At 69.0% G+C, this 14688-nt stretch carries 17 protein-coding genes; 14 read left to right on the plus strand and 3 right to left on the minus strand.

The window, feature by feature from the left end:
* The first annotated feature begins 160 nt into the window (after positions 1-160).
* From E1182_RS12020 to E1182_RS12040, 5 genes are all read left to right on the plus strand, one after another.
* Positions 161-760 (plus strand): class I SAM-dependent methyltransferase, encoded by a 600-nt coding sequence (locus E1182_RS12020; protein WP_207921369.1) that lies wholly within the window; start codon positions 161-163, stop codon positions 758-760.
* A 234-nt stretch (positions 761-994) separates the two neighbouring features.
* Complete coding sequence (locus E1182_RS12025; RefSeq protein ID WP_132264123.1) at positions 995-1186, plus strand: hypothetical protein; 192 nt, start codon at positions 995-997, stop codon at positions 1184-1186.
* A 1-nt stretch (position 1187) separates the two neighbouring features.
* Positions 1188-2327, plus strand: a complete 1140-nt coding sequence (locus tag E1182_RS12030) for a hypothetical protein (protein ID WP_132264126.1) — start codon at positions 1188-1190, stop codon at positions 2325-2327.
* Positions 2328-2453: 126 nt separating this feature from the next.
* The gene (locus tag E1182_RS12035; RefSeq protein WP_256370831.1) at positions 2454-2984 is read left to right on the plus strand and encodes a winged helix-turn-helix domain-containing protein; all 531 of its coding nucleotides are present in this window, start codon (positions 2454-2456) and stop codon (positions 2982-2984) included.
* Entirely contained in the window at positions 2897-3502 is a 606-nt protein-coding gene (locus E1182_RS12040; protein WP_132264130.1) for an IS630 family transposase, read from the plus strand. The genes E1182_RS12035 and E1182_RS12040 overlap by 88 nt, the downstream gene beginning before the upstream one ends.
* Before the next feature lie 24 nt (positions 3503-3526).
* Here the strand turns inward: E1182_RS12040 and E1182_RS12045 are convergent, their stop codons facing one another.
* Positions 3527-3934, minus strand: coding sequence for a RidA family protein (locus tag E1182_RS12045; RefSeq protein ID WP_132264132.1), 408 nt, complete (start codon positions 3932-3934; stop codon positions 3527-3529).
* Positions 3935-3997: 63 nt separating this feature from the next.
* On the opposite strand from E1182_RS12045, the gene E1182_RS12050 reads away from it, so the two are divergent.
* The gene (locus E1182_RS12050) at positions 3998-4612 is read left to right on the plus strand and encodes a TetR/AcrR family transcriptional regulator (RefSeq protein WP_132264135.1); all 615 of its coding nucleotides are present in this window, start codon (positions 3998-4000) and stop codon (positions 4610-4612) included.
* Positions 4613-4848: 236 nt separating this feature from the next.
* On the opposite strand, the gene E1182_RS12055 is transcribed toward E1182_RS12050, so the two are convergent.
* A complete protein-coding gene (locus tag E1182_RS12055; RefSeq protein WP_132264137.1) occupies positions 4849-5109 on the minus strand; it encodes a PEP-CTERM sorting domain-containing protein in 261 nt (86 codons plus the stop codon).
* A gap of 672 nt (positions 5110-5781) precedes the next feature.
* Here E1182_RS12055 and E1182_RS12060 point away from each other — a divergent pair.
* On the plus strand, positions 5782-6690 hold the full coding sequence (locus tag E1182_RS12060; protein ID WP_132264139.1) for a hypothetical protein: 909 nt from the start codon (positions 5782-5784) through the stop codon (positions 6688-6690).
* 51 nt (positions 6691-6741) lie between these two features.
* Here E1182_RS12060 and E1182_RS12065 read toward each other — a convergent pair whose 3' ends face one another.
* A complete protein-coding gene (locus E1182_RS12065; protein ID WP_132264141.1) occupies positions 6742-7371 on the minus strand; it encodes a hypothetical protein in 630 nt (209 codons plus the stop codon).
* 64 nt (positions 7372-7435) lie between these two features.
* Between E1182_RS12065 and E1182_RS12070 the strand changes: the two genes are divergently transcribed.
* The 7 genes from E1182_RS12070 to E1182_RS31075 all read left to right on the plus strand — a co-directional run bounded on the left by E1182_RS12070 (position 7436) and on the right by E1182_RS31075 (position 14211).
* Positions 7436-8038, plus strand: a complete 603-nt coding sequence (locus tag E1182_RS12070) for a hypothetical protein (RefSeq protein ID WP_132264143.1) — start codon at positions 7436-7438, stop codon at positions 8036-8038.
* Between the two features lie 82 nt (positions 8039-8120).
* Complete coding sequence (locus E1182_RS12075; protein WP_132264145.1) at positions 8121-8435, plus strand: hypothetical protein; 315 nt, start codon at positions 8121-8123, stop codon at positions 8433-8435.
* Positions 8436-8438: 3 nt separating this feature from the next.
* Entirely contained in the window at positions 8439-10319 is a 1881-nt protein-coding gene (locus tag E1182_RS12080) for a hypothetical protein (protein WP_132264147.1), read from the plus strand.
* Between the two features lie 219 nt (positions 10320-10538).
* On the plus strand, positions 10539-10772 hold the full coding sequence (locus E1182_RS12085) for a hypothetical protein (RefSeq protein WP_132264149.1): 234 nt from the start codon (positions 10539-10541) through the stop codon (positions 10770-10772).
* 2 nt (positions 10773-10774) lie between these two features.
* The gene (locus E1182_RS12090) at positions 10775-12991 is read left to right on the plus strand and encodes a phage minor head protein (RefSeq protein WP_132264151.1); all 2217 of its coding nucleotides are present in this window, start codon (positions 10775-10777) and stop codon (positions 12989-12991) included.
* Positions 12992-13005: 14 nt separating this feature from the next.
* The gene (locus E1182_RS31070) at positions 13006-13161 is read left to right on the plus strand and encodes a hypothetical protein (RefSeq protein WP_165942591.1); all 156 of its coding nucleotides are present in this window, start codon (positions 13006-13008) and stop codon (positions 13159-13161) included.
* A 912-nt stretch (positions 13162-14073) separates the two neighbouring features.
* On the plus strand, positions 14074-14211 hold the full coding sequence (locus tag E1182_RS31075) for a hypothetical protein (protein WP_165942592.1): 138 nt from the start codon (positions 14074-14076) through the stop codon (positions 14209-14211).
* Positions 14212-14688: the final 477 nt, after the last annotated feature.

Genomic DNA, 14688 nt, shown 5'->3' on the forward strand with positions numbered 1-14688 from the left:
GCCAACGTCATTCCGATCGCATGACCGAACACCAGATTCCCAACCGAGCCGAACGCGAGGCACTCAACGCCGCGCTACCGCGAGCCTTCCGGAGTTCAGGCGAGCGCGTCAACGATCTGTGCGTGGCCAGCCCTGACCGCTCGGGCGCTAGAGTACCGACGTGAGCAAGCAGTTGGTACGTGATGCATATTCGTCCATGTCAGAGCAGTACATCGCCCTGTTCGACGGTGACTGGCAGGCCCACGAGGACGACATGGCCCTCGTCCGGGACCACCTCGCCGGCCTCGACGGCACGGTGTTCGACCTCGGTTGCGGACCCGGCCATTGGGCCGCCTACCTGCACTCGCTCGGCGCCGACGTGACCGGCATCGACCTGGTCCATGAGTTCATCGACCACGCCCGGACGAACTTCCCCGGGCCGGAGTTCCGGCTCGGCTCCATGACCGAACTAGACGTCCCCGACCACTCGGTGGCCGGCATCCTCTCCTGGTATTCGACCATTCACCTGCCGCCGCAGGAGCTGGACCGAGTACTCACCGAGTTCCGCCGGATGCTGACCCCATCCGGGAGGTTGGTGATCGGCTTCTTCGACAGCGACGACGAGGTTGCCGAGTTCGACCACAAGGTCCTTACGGCTTTCCGCTGGCCGGTAGACGAGTTCTCCGCCCGCCTGACAAAGGCCGGTTTCACCGAACTCCAGCGCCTACAACAGCAGCTCCCAGACCGCAAATACGCCGCCATCGCCGCAAGCGCTAGCTGAGTACGCTGCACAAAGTCAACATCTGGACGACGACGGCGGTTCGGCCGGGCCCAATCGCGGTCAGGGATGCTCGGCGCCGACACGGACGTCACACCACATCAGACCACCGCACTCCGACACTTTGACGCCAAGCGACAAGCCCGATTGGCCCATCAGTTCGAACCCCGGAAGGCCGGGCAGACGCCTGTTGCATAGTCTGCCCGGCCCAGCAGTTGGGCAACGAACGGGTGTCTCATGAGACAGCCGGATTCTGGAGAACACAATTCGTGCTCGTTCTGCGTCCTCGCGTCGCGGCAGGACCTGCTGACCGCGTGTCGTTTACGGTCCGACCTGGCCCGCGAGTATGGCGCAGTGGAAGTGGAGATCGGGCACCGCTTCCGCCGGGACCTCAGCATGGCGCAGATCCTCGACGAGGCCGGGGTGTGACGTGGACGAGGAACTGCTACGCGGTAGCTGCCCTGCCTGCGAGGCCGGGATCGGCAAGACGCACGCCGACGACTGCGACGTGGCCGAGTGCCTGGCGTGCGGCCTAAAGCGCATGCACTGCCCGTCCTCTGCCGCCAAGGGACATGACCCCGGCCGGGCCGTGTGGACCGGCGACTGGCCGGGCCACCGCGAGTGCCGCCAGTTCGGCTGGCACATCCGCTGGGACGCGGACGCCGGGCAGTGGAAGCGGTGCGCCCCGGACGTGCCCGGGTCCGGGCCCGACCTGACCCGGCTCTACCGGTTTGGGCGATGGGACGCGGACGCGCGCCGGTGGCGGCGGCGCCCGGCCCTGCTCTACAGCCGGGCCATGCGGGGCGGTCGGGCCACCGTCGAGGAGATCACCGAGGTCGCGGAGCGCTGGTGCGCCGAGGTCGGCTACGAGGTGGTCGGCCAGTACGTCGGCACCCGCGGCTGGCGGGAAGCCATCGCCGACGTCGCCGACGGCGCGGCCGACCTGGTGGTGGTGCCGTCGGTGGAGCGGCTGGGGCTCGGCAAACAGGTGTTCGACCGGATCCGGGCGGTCCGGGATGCCGGCGGCGACATCGCCGGCCCCGGCGTGCAGATCGACGCCAGCGGCCGAGTCATGGCGGCGCGGTTGAGCAGCACCGACGAAGTGTGGGAACGGTCCACGATGGATGACGGGAAGCGCAGCGCGTTCGACGTGGCTCGGGAGGCGCTGCTCAACCGCTACGGGACGCTCGACCCCGATCGGATGCGGGCGCTGGGAGCGGATGAGGTCGAGGTCGGCGCGGCGGTGAACATCGCCCGGCGGGACGGGCAGGGAATGGCGCGAGAGAGGCGGGTCATCCTGGCGTGCCCGCCGGTGAACATCAACGAGCTGCTGGCCGGCACAGGCACTCCGCCGTACGTGCCGACCATCGAGCACTCGATCGTCCGGTGCGTCGACTGTCGGAGCGAGGTATGGATCGGTCCGAGGCAGCGGCAGGCAGCCCTAGCGGCGCCGGAGGCGACCCTCGTGCTGTGCATGCCGGACGCGATCGCCGAGACGGCCCGGCGTGGGCAGCCAGCGATCGTCGGGCACCTCGGCGGCGGTGACGGGAGGCCACGACTGCCGGGTTAGTCCGCTGGACGGACTAGCGGTGGCCAGCTACAGAGGTTGAAAGGCTGACTTCCGTCGGCGTGGCTCCGTGATTGAGGTCGATGAGTTCGATAGGTCGGAGGAATGAGGTATCCGGCTGGCGGTGGCATGAATGCGGCAGCCCGGGTCCGGCGGGAGAAGGTCCGGATCCAGGCTGCGGGCATGTTCGAGGAATCTCGATCGACCACGCAGATCGCTTCTGAACTGCGGGTCACTGAGAAGTCGGTGCGGGACTGGCGGAGGAGATGGGCGGCAGGAGGGGCGGACGCCCTCGCGTCGACTGGACCGGGTGGCTCGGACTGCAAACTCTCTGCCGACCAGCAAAAACAACTCGCCGAGATGCTTGATGACGGGCCGCTCGTGCACGGCTGGGACGACGCCCGCTGGACTCTCGCGCGGGTGGCGGAGCTGATCGAACGCTGCTTCGGCGTCTCCTACACCCTGCGCGGGGTGTCCTACCTGCTGCATCGCATGGGCTACAGCCAGCAGGTTCCAACCCGCCGAGCGATCGAACGGGACCGGGAGGCGATCGCGAGCTGGCATCGCAGGCGGTGGCCGTCGGTAAGAGGTTGGCGGCGGCGCAGGGTGCCTGGATCTGCTTCCAGGACGAGGCGGGTCAGGTCCTGCGACCGCCGGTGAGCAAGACCTGGGCCCGGCGCGGCCGGACGCCGGTGGTCGAGGTCTCCGGCAAGGGCTCCGGCCGGGTGTCGGTCGCCGGCCTGGTCTGTCTCAAGCCCGGTGAACGCGGCCGGCTGATGTGGCGCACGAAGCTGCATCGTGGCCGCAAGGGCGAACGCGGCAGTTTCAGCGAGGACGACTACATCGCCTTCCTCGACCAGGCCCACCAGCGGTTACACGCGCCGATCGTGCTGATCTGGGACAACCTCAACACCCACGTCAGCCGCCGCATGCACGCCCTGATCGCGGCCCGGCCGTGGCTGACCGTGATCCGGCTGCCGTCGTACGCACCGGATCTCAACCCGACCGAGGGCGTCTGGCGCTGGATGAAACGCGGCCTGACCAACATCGCCGCCCACGGCGTTGACCACCTTGCCGAACTGGTCAAACGACGGCTACGCGCCTGCCAACAACAGACCGACCTCCTCGCCGGCTTCTTCGCCAACACCGGCATGACCCTCGACCCCGAACCGCTATGACGGCCTCTTCCCGAGCCGCCGACGTCAGTCCAGAACGGCAGTCGCCTCGACCTCGACCATGAGATCCGGCTCGCCCAGCGCGCAGACACCCAGCAGCGTGATCGGCTTGACCGGATCCACGCCCAGTTTCGCGGCAGCGCGGGCGACGCCCTCACCGAGCAGTGGATACTTCTCCGGGCTCCAGTCGACCACGTAGATCGTCAGCTTGGCCACGTCATCGAACGAGCCACCGACCTCGGTCAACGCCCGGCCCACGTTGAGGTAGGCCTGCTCCACCTGTGCGGCGAAGTCGCCGGCACCCACCGGGTTGCCGTCGGCGTCGCGGGCGACCTGACCGGCCAGGAACACCAGCCGAGATCCCTCGGCAATCGCGACCTGCCGATACACATCGGGCTTCGGCAACCCGTCCGGGTTGAACAACGTGACGGCCATGCGCACTCCTCATTGTCGAGTCGATCCTGCCGTACCATAGCAGCGCTATGTATCGTGCCAGGCATGCCAAGACCGAAGGACCCGGAAGTCCGCACCATGCTCATCACCCGGGCGGCCCACATGCTCCGGGTACGGGAGCCGGTCACCCTCCGCTCCCTGGTCGCCGGAACCGGGATGTCGACCATGACGGTCTACACGTATTTCGGCGGCATGGACGGGCTGTGGGGAGCACTACGCCAGGAGGGCTTCCGGCGCCTGGCGAACCGTCTCCGCAGGGTCACCCAGACCGACGACCCGGTCCGTGACCTGACCGCACTGGGAGCGGCCTACGTCTCCACCGCCGTAGCCGACCCCGATCTCTACCGGGTCATGTTCGACGACGGATTCAAGCTCGAAGACCCGGCCCAGGCCGACGAGACCCTGCACCACCTCGTACACACCATCAATCGAGCCAAAGCCGCAGGGCGGTTCCGTCCCGAGATCGACCCACTCGTGCTCGCCACGCAGAGCTGGGCAATCGGGCATGGCCTGACCTCCCTGATCACCGCCGGTCCGCTGCCCATCGAGGCGTTCGCGCACGGCGCACCGATTCTCACCGCGGTCTACATCAGCAACGGTGACGAGCCCGAACGCTGCCGGCGATCAGTCACGCTCGGTTGGAGCGAGATCGACGTATGACAGACTTAGGTACGCCTACGACCCCATGGACAACCCTGAGCCCGGGCCCTCATGCAGAAGCTCGGGCTGCGGCGCTCATGCCGCTCGCAGCCGGATACCTCGTACTCCGGAAAGTCACGTCGACGAACCCCAGTCTTTCAACCTCTGTAGTCCGTCCAGCGGACCAGTCGCTGCCGAGCCGGCGGCAACGGGGACGGCCCCCGCACCGGATCACCCGGTGCGGGGGCCGTCGTGGTTCAGCGGTATTGCCGGCGCTCGCGTCGCAGCATGACGAACGTGGCCAGGGCCAAGCCGACCGGTGTGGCCGACTCGGGGACCATGTGCGTGCCGACGCCGACCGCGGCTGCGACCAGCCCCATCAGCAGCATGCTGTACGGGATCCCCGGCTCATCGAGGCCCCCTTGCGGCAATACCTGGGGTGAACCGTCCTGGATTACCTGGGGTGAAGCCGGCACCCGGTGCTGAACTTTTGCAGCATGGGGTCGTAGGCTTGCCATTGCGTTGACTCCTTCCGCCCGCACGGCGTTGGTGTTGCGCTTCGGCGGGTGCCCGGGGTAGGAGCCGGGTGCCCGCCCTTTTCTGTTCGCACCGCGTCGGCCGACCACGGCACGTCGTCCGGGGACCCGAAGTGGGTCCACGCGATGAGACCCCTGTTGAAACCCGGACTCCAGGGAGCCTAACCGTGCGACGGGACAGGTTTCCAACATGCGCGCGCCCGAAGGCGCTGTGACTTCGCCGGCGTCTTGTAAGGCGAGGTGCCCTGCTCTCGGCAGGCGGTCGCGCGGAGCAGAATGCTTGACAAACGGGGTCGGCGGCAAGGATTTCATTGTTTTGCCACCCCCGGGGGCGGGTTGCTGCATGGCCTCTGTGGAGATGCCGAGGGTCGGCGGAAGCGGGATACACGGCCAGCCGCAAGTCCTACCTCGGGTGGGCATCGCATCCGTTGTCAATCGCCGGCTCTACTCGGACGTTGCCGCACCGGCACCGGAGAACGAGGTGGCCGCCGCACCCGCACGGCCACCAGCCGTGCACCGGCCTGGTCGCGGAGCCGCCTGCGTACGGGTTGCCGGCGCCGCAGCGCTGCGGCTCGTCGCCGACCAGCTCGCGCACCCGGGCACGCTACTTGCGCAGGCATTCGACGTGTCGGACCTGACCCCCATACTGACTGGATGTCCAGTGAGATCAATGTGACGTACCGCGTAGCCCGCGACCTGCCGGCCGCCCAGCAGGCCACCTGGCGTACCTTGCTCGCCGAGTTCACCGCAGAAGTGCCCGACCCGGAGAAGGTCGAGGTGGTCATCACCGACGAGTACGAGAAGGTAGCCGGCGAGTACCTGGTCCAGGAGGCCGACCGCGCGAACGACTCGATGACCGCCGAGCAGTACCGGGCCGACAGGGCCGACGGGGCGCGGGCTGCCGCCAAGACCTGCGTCCTGCCGGGCGGCAGGATCGTGGTTGTGGCCGGCAACGGGCTGGTGCCGTACGGGATCCGGTCCGCCCGCCACATGCTGCTCCACGAGGCACAGCATGTGCGCCTGCACCAGCAGGGAGACCCTGCGTGGGCCGTGCACCGGCGGGTGCCGTTCACGCTGCCGGACCGGGAGATTACGTGGGAGTACCTGTGGCTCGCCGAGAGCGCGATCGACGAGTACCGGTGCGAGCGGACCGTGCATGAGCGGGGGTGGACGGACCCGGCGAACACGGTCGATCCCGGGGACGTTGCTGGCGTCGTCGCTACCTTCCGCGCTGCCCGCACCGCCTGGGACGTCACCGGCGACCTGATGGGCGCGTACCACGCCGCGTTCGCGTCGCTGGACCGCATGGCGAAGGTCCTCGGCTACGGTGCCGCCGGCATCGTCACCGGCGTGATCTCGGCGGCGGCATGGGCGAAGGCCCCGGTGGCAGGTCGGATTCTGGACATTGTGGAGGACCTTCCGGGCACCGGCGTGGTTGTGCGGAGTGAGGACCTGATCGCGGCCGCTGTTGAGGTAGCAAAGCGGCTGCGGCGGATCTTGCAGGAGATGGGCTTCGACTGCTTCTACACGGCCGACGGCGGGACGTACTTCAAGCCGTTGTAGTCCTCAGTCAGCGGCTTGACTTCCACCGCCTACAGGTGCTCCGTCAGTGGGTCACCGTGACCTGGTTCGCCTGATTAGGTATCCCAAGTAGCTCGGGAGTCGACGCAGCCCGATCAGCGAGGCGCGCAACCAGTAGGAAGCGGATACCCGAAGCCGAGTGGCGAGACGAGGTTCAGGGATGATCTGCCGGGTTGGCAGGTGAAGCCCGGACCGACGCCAGGACAAGCCCGCGGAGTCCACGAAATCAAGCACGCAGTAAAACTCATCCTGCAGGAGGTCAGAGTCACGAACGGGCCACCGCAGCGCGGCGGTCCAGGCCACGTCGTCCTGAACTACCGAGAAGAGGGCGGGCTCGTCACCGATCGAATCAAGGTAGCCCGTCACGTAAAGCCGAACCGTCAGATTGAAGATCGGCATGCTGCTGTAGTTGGTGATCAGACAGCCGACGTGGGTGATCTCATCGGACCGCTCCCCGTCCCGCTTCATCGCTATCGGCCGGGCGACTACCAGCCGCGCCTGTGCCGCCTCGTTGTCGCGCTGCTCTTCGCGTCTCACCCGGATTTCATGCCGGAACAGCAGGCCGGTGAACAGCACGGCGACCGTGGACATCAGCAGACCGGCGAGGCTCCCCCACGCCTGCATCCAGTCGGTGATCTTTGGGACCTCTTCAACAGCGAGCACCGAGCCAGGGTAGGGCGTCGATGCGACACGAGCGGCCTTTGTGTCGACCACCTACGATCCTGCCGTGGGATGGTTGGAAGCATCGGTGAAGATAGTGACTGCCCTAGCGTGGCCTGCCGTTGTCTTGGTGGCGGTCATACTCCTACGGCGCGAGATCGGTCAAGTGTTTAGACGCCTGAACCGCTTTGCGGGCCCGGCCGGAATTGAGGCTGAGTTCAGGGAGGAAGTGGCTGCAACGAGTGAGCTAGCCGAGGTAGCTGCGCCTGACAAACCGGACGAGTTGGCATTGCCAAGCCAACGAGATGGTGCTGCGCGTCTAGCGCCCAACCCAACCCTTAGCGATCTGATCGAAGAAGCCGAGCGGCACCCGGTCGGTGGCGTCATGCGCGCATGGCACCTGGTAGAAGATGCGCTGAATCCACGTGAGACAGGCAGAAGGCTAGTTCCGAGCTATCAGCGGCTAATGGAACTACGCCGTGAAGGCGTCATCAGCGACGACCTGTTCGTCCTGGGGCGGAGGCTGCAAGAGCTCCGAAACAAGGTCGCTCACGGACGGGTCATCCCCGACCCTCCAGAGGTGCGAGATTTCGTAACTAGCACGTGGCGACTGGCTGCGGCCCTGAACCAGCTTCCCACCGAGTCGGCGCTCCCACCATTCGAAGACTGACCCTCAGGCCCGTCTGAGGACCTAGCGGCCGGCATCGCGCACCGGCTATCCGGCCGCAATGGTGTTGCCTATGCTCATAGGTATGACGGGGTTGATCGAGATCGCGGTGGTGCTGCTCTTCGTGGCGAGGGTGGCCCGGCTGATCGTCGCCGACGAAATCACCCGGCGACCCCGGGAAGCGATCGTGAGACGACTGCCAGAGGGCAACGCGTTCGCTTACCTGCTGTTCTGCCGGTGGTGCCTGTCGGTGTGGGTGGCCGCGCCGGTCGCCGCCGGGTGGTGGCACCTGTCCGACGTGCCCCGCTGGACCGGGCTGTGGTGGGTGGATGTGCCGACCGCCGCGCTGGCCCTGTCGCACGCGACCGGCCTGCTGGTGCGCGCCGAGCCCGAGGAGTAGCGCATGGCGTGGTGGGGCACGAAGCCGAGCCTCGACAGCGAGGTCGGCAAGGCGACGGCCGTGGTCGCCTCTGCGGCGAAGATGCGCTACGAGTCCAGCAGCGGCGGGAGCCTGCGGAAGGTCACGAAGCAGCAGTGGCAGGAAGAGGCATGGCGGCACTACGAGGAGTGCGGCGAGTTCTCGTTCCTCGTCGACCTCATCGCCAAGGCGATGAGCCGCGCCCGGCTCTACATCACGCAGATCGATGACGAGGGCCGGCCCGTCGAGAAGCCCGACCAGGCACCGGCCGGCGTCAACGAGACGTTCCTCGGCGGCCCCGGCCAGCAGTCGGAGCTGCTGCGCGACGCAGGGATCCAGCTCGGTGTGCCCGGCGAGTGCTACCTGATCGGTGAGCCGGAGCGCGACGCGGACGGGAAGGCCACCGACCGGGAGCGGTGGTTCATCGCGTCTGTCGACGAGCTGTCCGAGCAGGCCGGGAAGTACGTCCTCGACCAGGGCGACGGCAAGCGGGAGCTGGAGTCCGAAGAGACTGTCATCGTCCGGATCTGGGTGCCGAGCCCTCGCAAGCACGCTCTGCCGTCGTCGCAGGTGCTGTCCAACCGGCGGGTGCTGCGGCTGATCGAGCGGCTGACGCAGTACGTCCAGTCGCAGATCGACTCCCGGCTCGCCGGTGCCGGCGTGCTGCTGCTGCCGAACGAGTTGTCGTTCGTCGCCCCCGAGCAGGAGGAGAACCCGGAGGACGGGGTGTCGTCGTTCCTGGCGACGCTCACGGAGGCGATGACCACCGCGGTGAAGGACCGCGACAGCGTCGCAGCCCTCGTGCCGATTGTCGTGCAGGGCCCCGCCGAGCACCTGGAGAAGGCCCGGCTGCTGTCGTTCGCCACGGAGCTTTCGTCGGCGGTGCCGCAAATGCTCGACGGCGCGATCCGCCGGCTCGCCCTCGGCCTGGACGCCCCTCCGGAGATGCTGCTCGGCATGACCCAGGCGAACCACTGGGGCGCCTGGATGACCGACGAGGCGACGATCAAGTACCACGTCGAGTCCAAGCTGGAGCTGTTCTGCGCGGCACTGACCCAGCAGATGCTATGGCCCGCCCTGGAGGGCGCACCCGGCGTCGCGGACGCCCGCCGGTGGATCGTCTGGTACGACACCAGCGAGCTGACGCAGACCCCGGACAAGGGCGCCGACGCGAAGGACCTTTACGGGCTTGGCGAGCTCTCGGGTGACGCGCTGCGCAGGGAAACCGGGTTCGGTGACCACGACAAGCCCACCGACGACGAGAGGGAACTGCGGCGTCTACTGGAGATCATCCGGACGGTGCCGGCGGCCGGGCCACTGCTGGTGCAGCGGCTCCTGGACGTCGCGGGAGTAGGGGTGCAAATCGATCCGGAAGCGCTGAAGCTGGCCCCGACGCCACCCGACCTGCCTGCCGGCCACCCGGCAGGCGACGAGGAGCCGACCATCGGGGAGCCGCCCGACGGCGACACGGAGGACCGCGGCCCGCCAGAGCAGGCAGCGATCACCGCGGCGGTCGACCCGCTGTCCGGCCCGTTCGTAGCCGCCTGCGAGGCCCTGGCGCTGCGGGCGCTGGAAGTCGCGGGGAAGCGTCTCGTTGGCCGGGAGCGGTACCGGCACACCGACCTGTCCGTGTGGGAGTACCACACGGTGCGGCAGTCCACACCGACGTCGGTGCCGCGACTTCTGCAGGACGCATTCACTGCGGTTCCTGCGGTCGCCGGCCGGCTCGGCGTTGACCCGGAGAAGCTGACGGCTGCCCTCAGCAGATATGTCGGCGGGCTGCTCGTGTCGGGTTGTCGGCACGACGTCGGTGAGCTGCGGGAGCACTTGGCCCGTTCCGTCGCCGGGGAGCTGGTGCCGGCGTGACCGCCCCGACCGCTTTCGTCCCTGACCTGGTGCAGGCCCACGGGCATGCCTGCCAGCGGTCCGGGCGTGGGAGGGGCTGCACTGTCATCCGCTGGTCGCAGTGCCGGACTTGCGGGTGGTGGGGAGAGCTGTGGGACGGCGACCAGCCGCCCCTGACCGACGCGACAAACGCCTGCGACCCGGTCGACGTCGAGCGGTACGCGCAGATCAGGAGGAACGGTGGCTGACCCGGCAGAGGTGACCCTGACCCAGCTGCGCAACGCGTTCGCGCCGCTGGGCATCGTCCTCGACGAGGACTTCGTGCGGCTGGAGCTGCGGGAGAACGCGCTGACGATCCACCGGCTGGTGCGCACCACGTCGGGGATGCCGGCGTGCCTGCCTGACGGGGGCGTGCAATGCACCGCCACCGCCGTGGCGGTGGCCGCCGAACCGCCGCCCGGCCCGGAGGCGTGACCATGGCCGACGAGCCGGACCCGTGGCTTCCGCTGCGCCTCACCCACGAGGCGCGGGTGATCGCCGCCGAGAAGCGCATCGAGCAGGCGGCCCACGCGGCGCTGCGCACCTGGCTGCGGTCGGCCCGGCAGGTGACGTTGCCGGTCACCGCGGCGGCGCTGCCGGCCGACCCGTCGGCCCTCGCCGGCGCGGGGCAGGCGTGGTTCGAGGCGATGACGGTGCACCTGCTGCCCGCCGTCGACGCGACGTTCCTCCAAGGCGTCGCCGACGCAGGCGGCGACGTCGAGCTGCTGCGCGTCGCGCAGATGAAGGACGAGTACCTGGCGGCCCTGCCCAACCGACTCCAGGGCGTGCCCGACAGCGCGTGGACGCAGGTGACGGCGGCCGTCGCCGAGCTCACCGCCGACGGCGCGAGCATCCCACGGATCCGCGACGCCATCGAGGAGATCCTCGGCGACCTCGCATGGCAGGACCGGGCGGTGACGATCGCCCGGACGGAGACGATCGGCGCGTACAACGCCGGCACCCTGACGGCCTGGCTGACCGCCGAGTCGGCGGCGGACGAGCGGCTGGACAAGGTGTGGGTAGCCACGCACGACGAGCGGACCCGGGACGACCACCGGAACGCCGACGGGCAACGCGTCGCCCTGGACGGCGCGTTCGTGGTCGGTGGTGTGCCGTTGCGGTATCCGGGCGATCCGGCGGCGCCGCCCGGCCAGACGGTGCAGTGCCGCTGCACGATGATCGAGGTGCCGGCCGATGAGCCGCTGCCCTCGGTCCCTGAGCACCCGTGGCCTCGACGAGATCGGGCCGCGGGGTTGGACATCACGGTGACGGCGGCGGGAGCCGCGAAGGGTGGCAAGCCAATGGCGACGTGGAAGGGGACGCTGGCGCCGCTGGGTGCCAGGTCGGGTGACCGGCGGATCTTCGCGGCGGACGGCGAGTGGTCGTTCCGGGATCTGCCGCTGCCGCTGCGGTGGGCGCGTGAGGACGCCCCCGGGCATGAGGGCGCGGTGACCATCGGCCGGATCACGGCCGGAGAGGTGCAGAAGTCGAAGCTGACCGGCTCCGGGGACTTCCTGGATGCGGTGCCGGAGCTGGGTGAGGCGCTGGAGCTGCTGCGGGCCGGGGTGCTGTTTCCGTCGGTGGACCTCGACGACTTCGAGTTCGTGTACACGGACGAGAAGGGCAAGCCGGTCGAGGAGATGAGCGATGAGGAGTGGGAAGCGTTCATCGAGTCCGGCGAGGAGCCGTACATCACGGTGGTGAAGGGCCGGGTCATGGCGGTGACCCTCGTCGGCACGCAGGCGTTCATGGAGGCGCGGCTGGAGCTGGTCGACGACGAGCAGCCGGCCGACGGCACCGAGGATGAGACGCCCTCGGATGAGGTGCCGAAAGAGGAAGCGGCGGTCGTCGCGGCCGGCGCGGACAGCAGAAAGAAGCAGGTCGCGCCGCTGTACCCCCCGAGGGCGTGGTTCGACGACCCGGGCCTGACCGAGCTGACCCCGATAACTGTGACTGCCGATGGGCGGGTGTTCGGGCACCTGGCCGACAACGACTGCCACCTATCGTTCCTCACCGGCGGGCAGTGCGTGCTGCCGCCGGCGGAGGGCGGATTCGACTGGTTCCACCGGCCGGAAATTCAGACCGCTGAGGGTGACCTGGTGGCGGTCGGGCACATCACGGCCGGCACCGGGCACGCCGACCTGGCCCTCAACGCCGCTGCGGCCGTATCGCACTACGACGACACCGGCACGCAGATCGCTGTGGTGCGGGCCGGCCGGGACGGGCACGGCATCTGGGTCGCCGGGTCGCTGGTGCCGGAGGCCACCGAGGAGCAGGCGCAGTTGCTGCGCCGGTCGCCGCTGTCCGGGGACTGGCGGTGGATCGGCGGGGCACGGCAGCTCGTCGCGGCGCTGTGCGTCAACGTCGGCGGGTTCCCGGTCGTGCGCGGCCGCTCGTCAGGCGGGCGGGCGTACGCGATGGTTGCCTCCGGTTGGCCGGGCTGGCGGCCGTCCGAACGGGCCGTTCGGCGGCCGGCGGCAGCAGCCTCGCCCCAGGACGTCGAGGCCGCAGTGCGCCGCGCGGTCGAAGCCGGGTTCGCGGCTGAGCGGCAGCGGATAGCCACAGCGGCGCAGGCAGAGCGGATCGCGGCGAGCATCGGCCGGGACCGCAAGACGCTCGTGGCGGCGCTGACCGCCACCGTGCACGGCGAATAGGGGAGGAGATGCCAGTGGGCTGCAACTGCGGCAGCAAGCGGCGCAGCACCGTGTTCGTGCTGTCCTACGAGGACGGGCGCACGGGCGGCGAGTACACGTCGAAGACGGCGGCCGAGATCGCCGACGTCCAGAAGGGCGGCGGCGGCACGATCCGACAGGTACAGAAGTAGTCAGGGACCGAGCGCCGTTGCCTATGGACTGTCGCCGCCCTGCGGGCGGCCGTTACCTTCCGTAACCGTGATGGGCGGGAGCGGCATCGCTGAGGTGACGTCTTGGGGCTGGGAAGCGGGCGAGTCTTGCGTAACACGGCGCAGGTGGCGTGATGCAAGTCACACCCTCCTGGTTGGCTGGGCGTCAGCGACAAGTCGGGCTAAAGCTGCATAACTTTCAGGGTCTAGGCGCGGGATCTCTGCCCCGCTGGCGGCTTGAAGGCCCGAGTGCGGCGTGCTGGGGGCCACTGCTCCCTGCGGCCGCCGACGCGCTGCCCGGCGAGTGCGGTCCGCTGATCGTGCCGGCGCTACACGTCCTGTGCCCCCAACCAAGGGAACCAACGCAGTGTCGGGCTTCCTGCTCCGGATGCTGCCGGCCGCGCTGACGAGTTCGCCGCCAGTGCGACCGGCCGGACTGCCGCTCGTCCGCGGCACTGGTGGACCTGTGGCCATCGTTCCTGGCTTTCTCCGGTCGGCGCTCTTGGTCCTGGTAGGCGCCTCGCCCCTGGTCGGGCCAACAAGCAAATCCTTCGCGGCGCACAGCGTGTCTTTAGACGCTGCGGTGACCTGGTTGATATGGGCTCGGCATTCCAGCGAGGAAAGTCAAGGTGCGAGGAGGGGGCGGGTAGGAAAGGGAGCCTCGGCGGTCGGCATGGACGCGTCTGGTTGTAGCTGGCGCTGGGCTGCTGGGGACGGCGACGGCCGGTGCGACTCAGGCGGCAGGTTCCTGGACGTGCGATCGCTCGCGGGCGGTGACCGTGCAGCGCGGTGGCGCCGTCGGCGGCCGTGATCACGCCGCCACCGCTGACCCTCCGATCAGGAATGCTCCGCTTCTTTGCCGCAGTCGGTTCACCCCTGGCAGGTGTTTACCCCTTGCGCACCGTCACCGCCTCTCCGCCCGCCGAGGCGCGCCCGGCCCTGGCCGTGGGCGTCACCGCGGCCGTGGGCGTCACCCCGGCCGTGGCCGTCACCCCGGCCATGGGCGTCACCCCGGCCGTCATCCAGTCCTGATCTCCTCTCGGCGGGCCGTCAATGATCGCGCAGCCGCAGCCGCAGCCGCAGCCGCAGCGGAGAGGCGGAGCGGAGGTGGAGCGGAGAGGCGGAGCGGAGGTGGAGCGGAGAGGCGGAGCGGAGGTGGAGCGGAGAGGCGGAGCGGAGGTGGAGCGGAAGACCGGAACGAGGCGGAGCGGAAGACCGGAACGAGGCGGAGCGGAAGACCGGAACGAGGCGGAGCGGAAGACCGGAACGGAAGACCGGAACGGAAGCGGAACGGAAGAACGGAAGCGTGAGTCGGTCGGTCACCTGGTCCACGGTCAGGGCCCGAGTCGGTCGGTCACCTGGTCCACGGTCAGGGCCCGAGTCGGTCGGTCACCTGGTCCACGGTCAGGGCCTGAGCCGGTCGGTCACCTGGTCCACGGTCAGGGCCTGAGCCGGTCGGTCACCTGGTCCACGGTCAGGGCCTGAGCCGGTCGGTCACCTGGTCCACGG

Source organism: Micromonospora sp. KC721, assembly GCF_004348355.1.
In the GTDB taxonomy this organism is placed as follows: Bacteria; Actinomycetota; Actinomycetes; order Mycobacteriales; family Micromonosporaceae; genus Micromonospora.

Excerpts from the sequence above, each read along its gene's own strand:
- E1182_RS12025 (WP_132264123.1), top strand. The coding sequence starts at position 995 with ATGAGACAGCCGGATTCTGGAGAACACAATTCGTGCTCGTTCTGCGTC.
- E1182_RS12035 (WP_256370831.1), top strand. The coding sequence starts at position 2,454 with ATGAATGCGGCAGCCCGGGTCCGGCGGGAGAAGGTCCGGATCCAGGCT.
- E1182_RS12045 (WP_132264132.1), bottom strand. The coding sequence starts at position 3,934 with ATGGCCGTCACGTTGTTCAACCCGGACGGGTTGCCGAAGCCCGATGTG.
- E1182_RS12050 (WP_132264135.1), top strand. The coding sequence starts at position 3,998 with ATGCCAAGACCGAAGGACCCGGAAGTCCGCACCATGCTCATCACCCGG.
- E1182_RS12055 (WP_132264137.1), bottom strand. The coding sequence starts at position 5,109 with ATGGCAAGCCTACGACCCCATGCTGCAAAAGTTCAGCACCGGGTGCCG.
- E1182_RS12060 (WP_132264139.1), top strand. The coding sequence starts at position 5,782 with ATGTCCAGTGAGATCAATGTGACGTACCGCGTAGCCCGCGACCTGCCG.
- E1182_RS12075 (WP_132264145.1), top strand. The coding sequence starts at position 8,121 with ATGACGGGGTTGATCGAGATCGCGGTGGTGCTGCTCTTCGTGGCGAGG.
- E1182_RS12080 (WP_132264147.1), top strand. The coding sequence starts at position 8,439 with ATGGCGTGGTGGGGCACGAAGCCGAGCCTCGACAGCGAGGTCGGCAAG.
- E1182_RS12090 (WP_132264151.1), top strand. The coding sequence starts at position 10,775 with ATGGCCGACGAGCCGGACCCGTGGCTTCCGCTGCGCCTCACCCACGAG.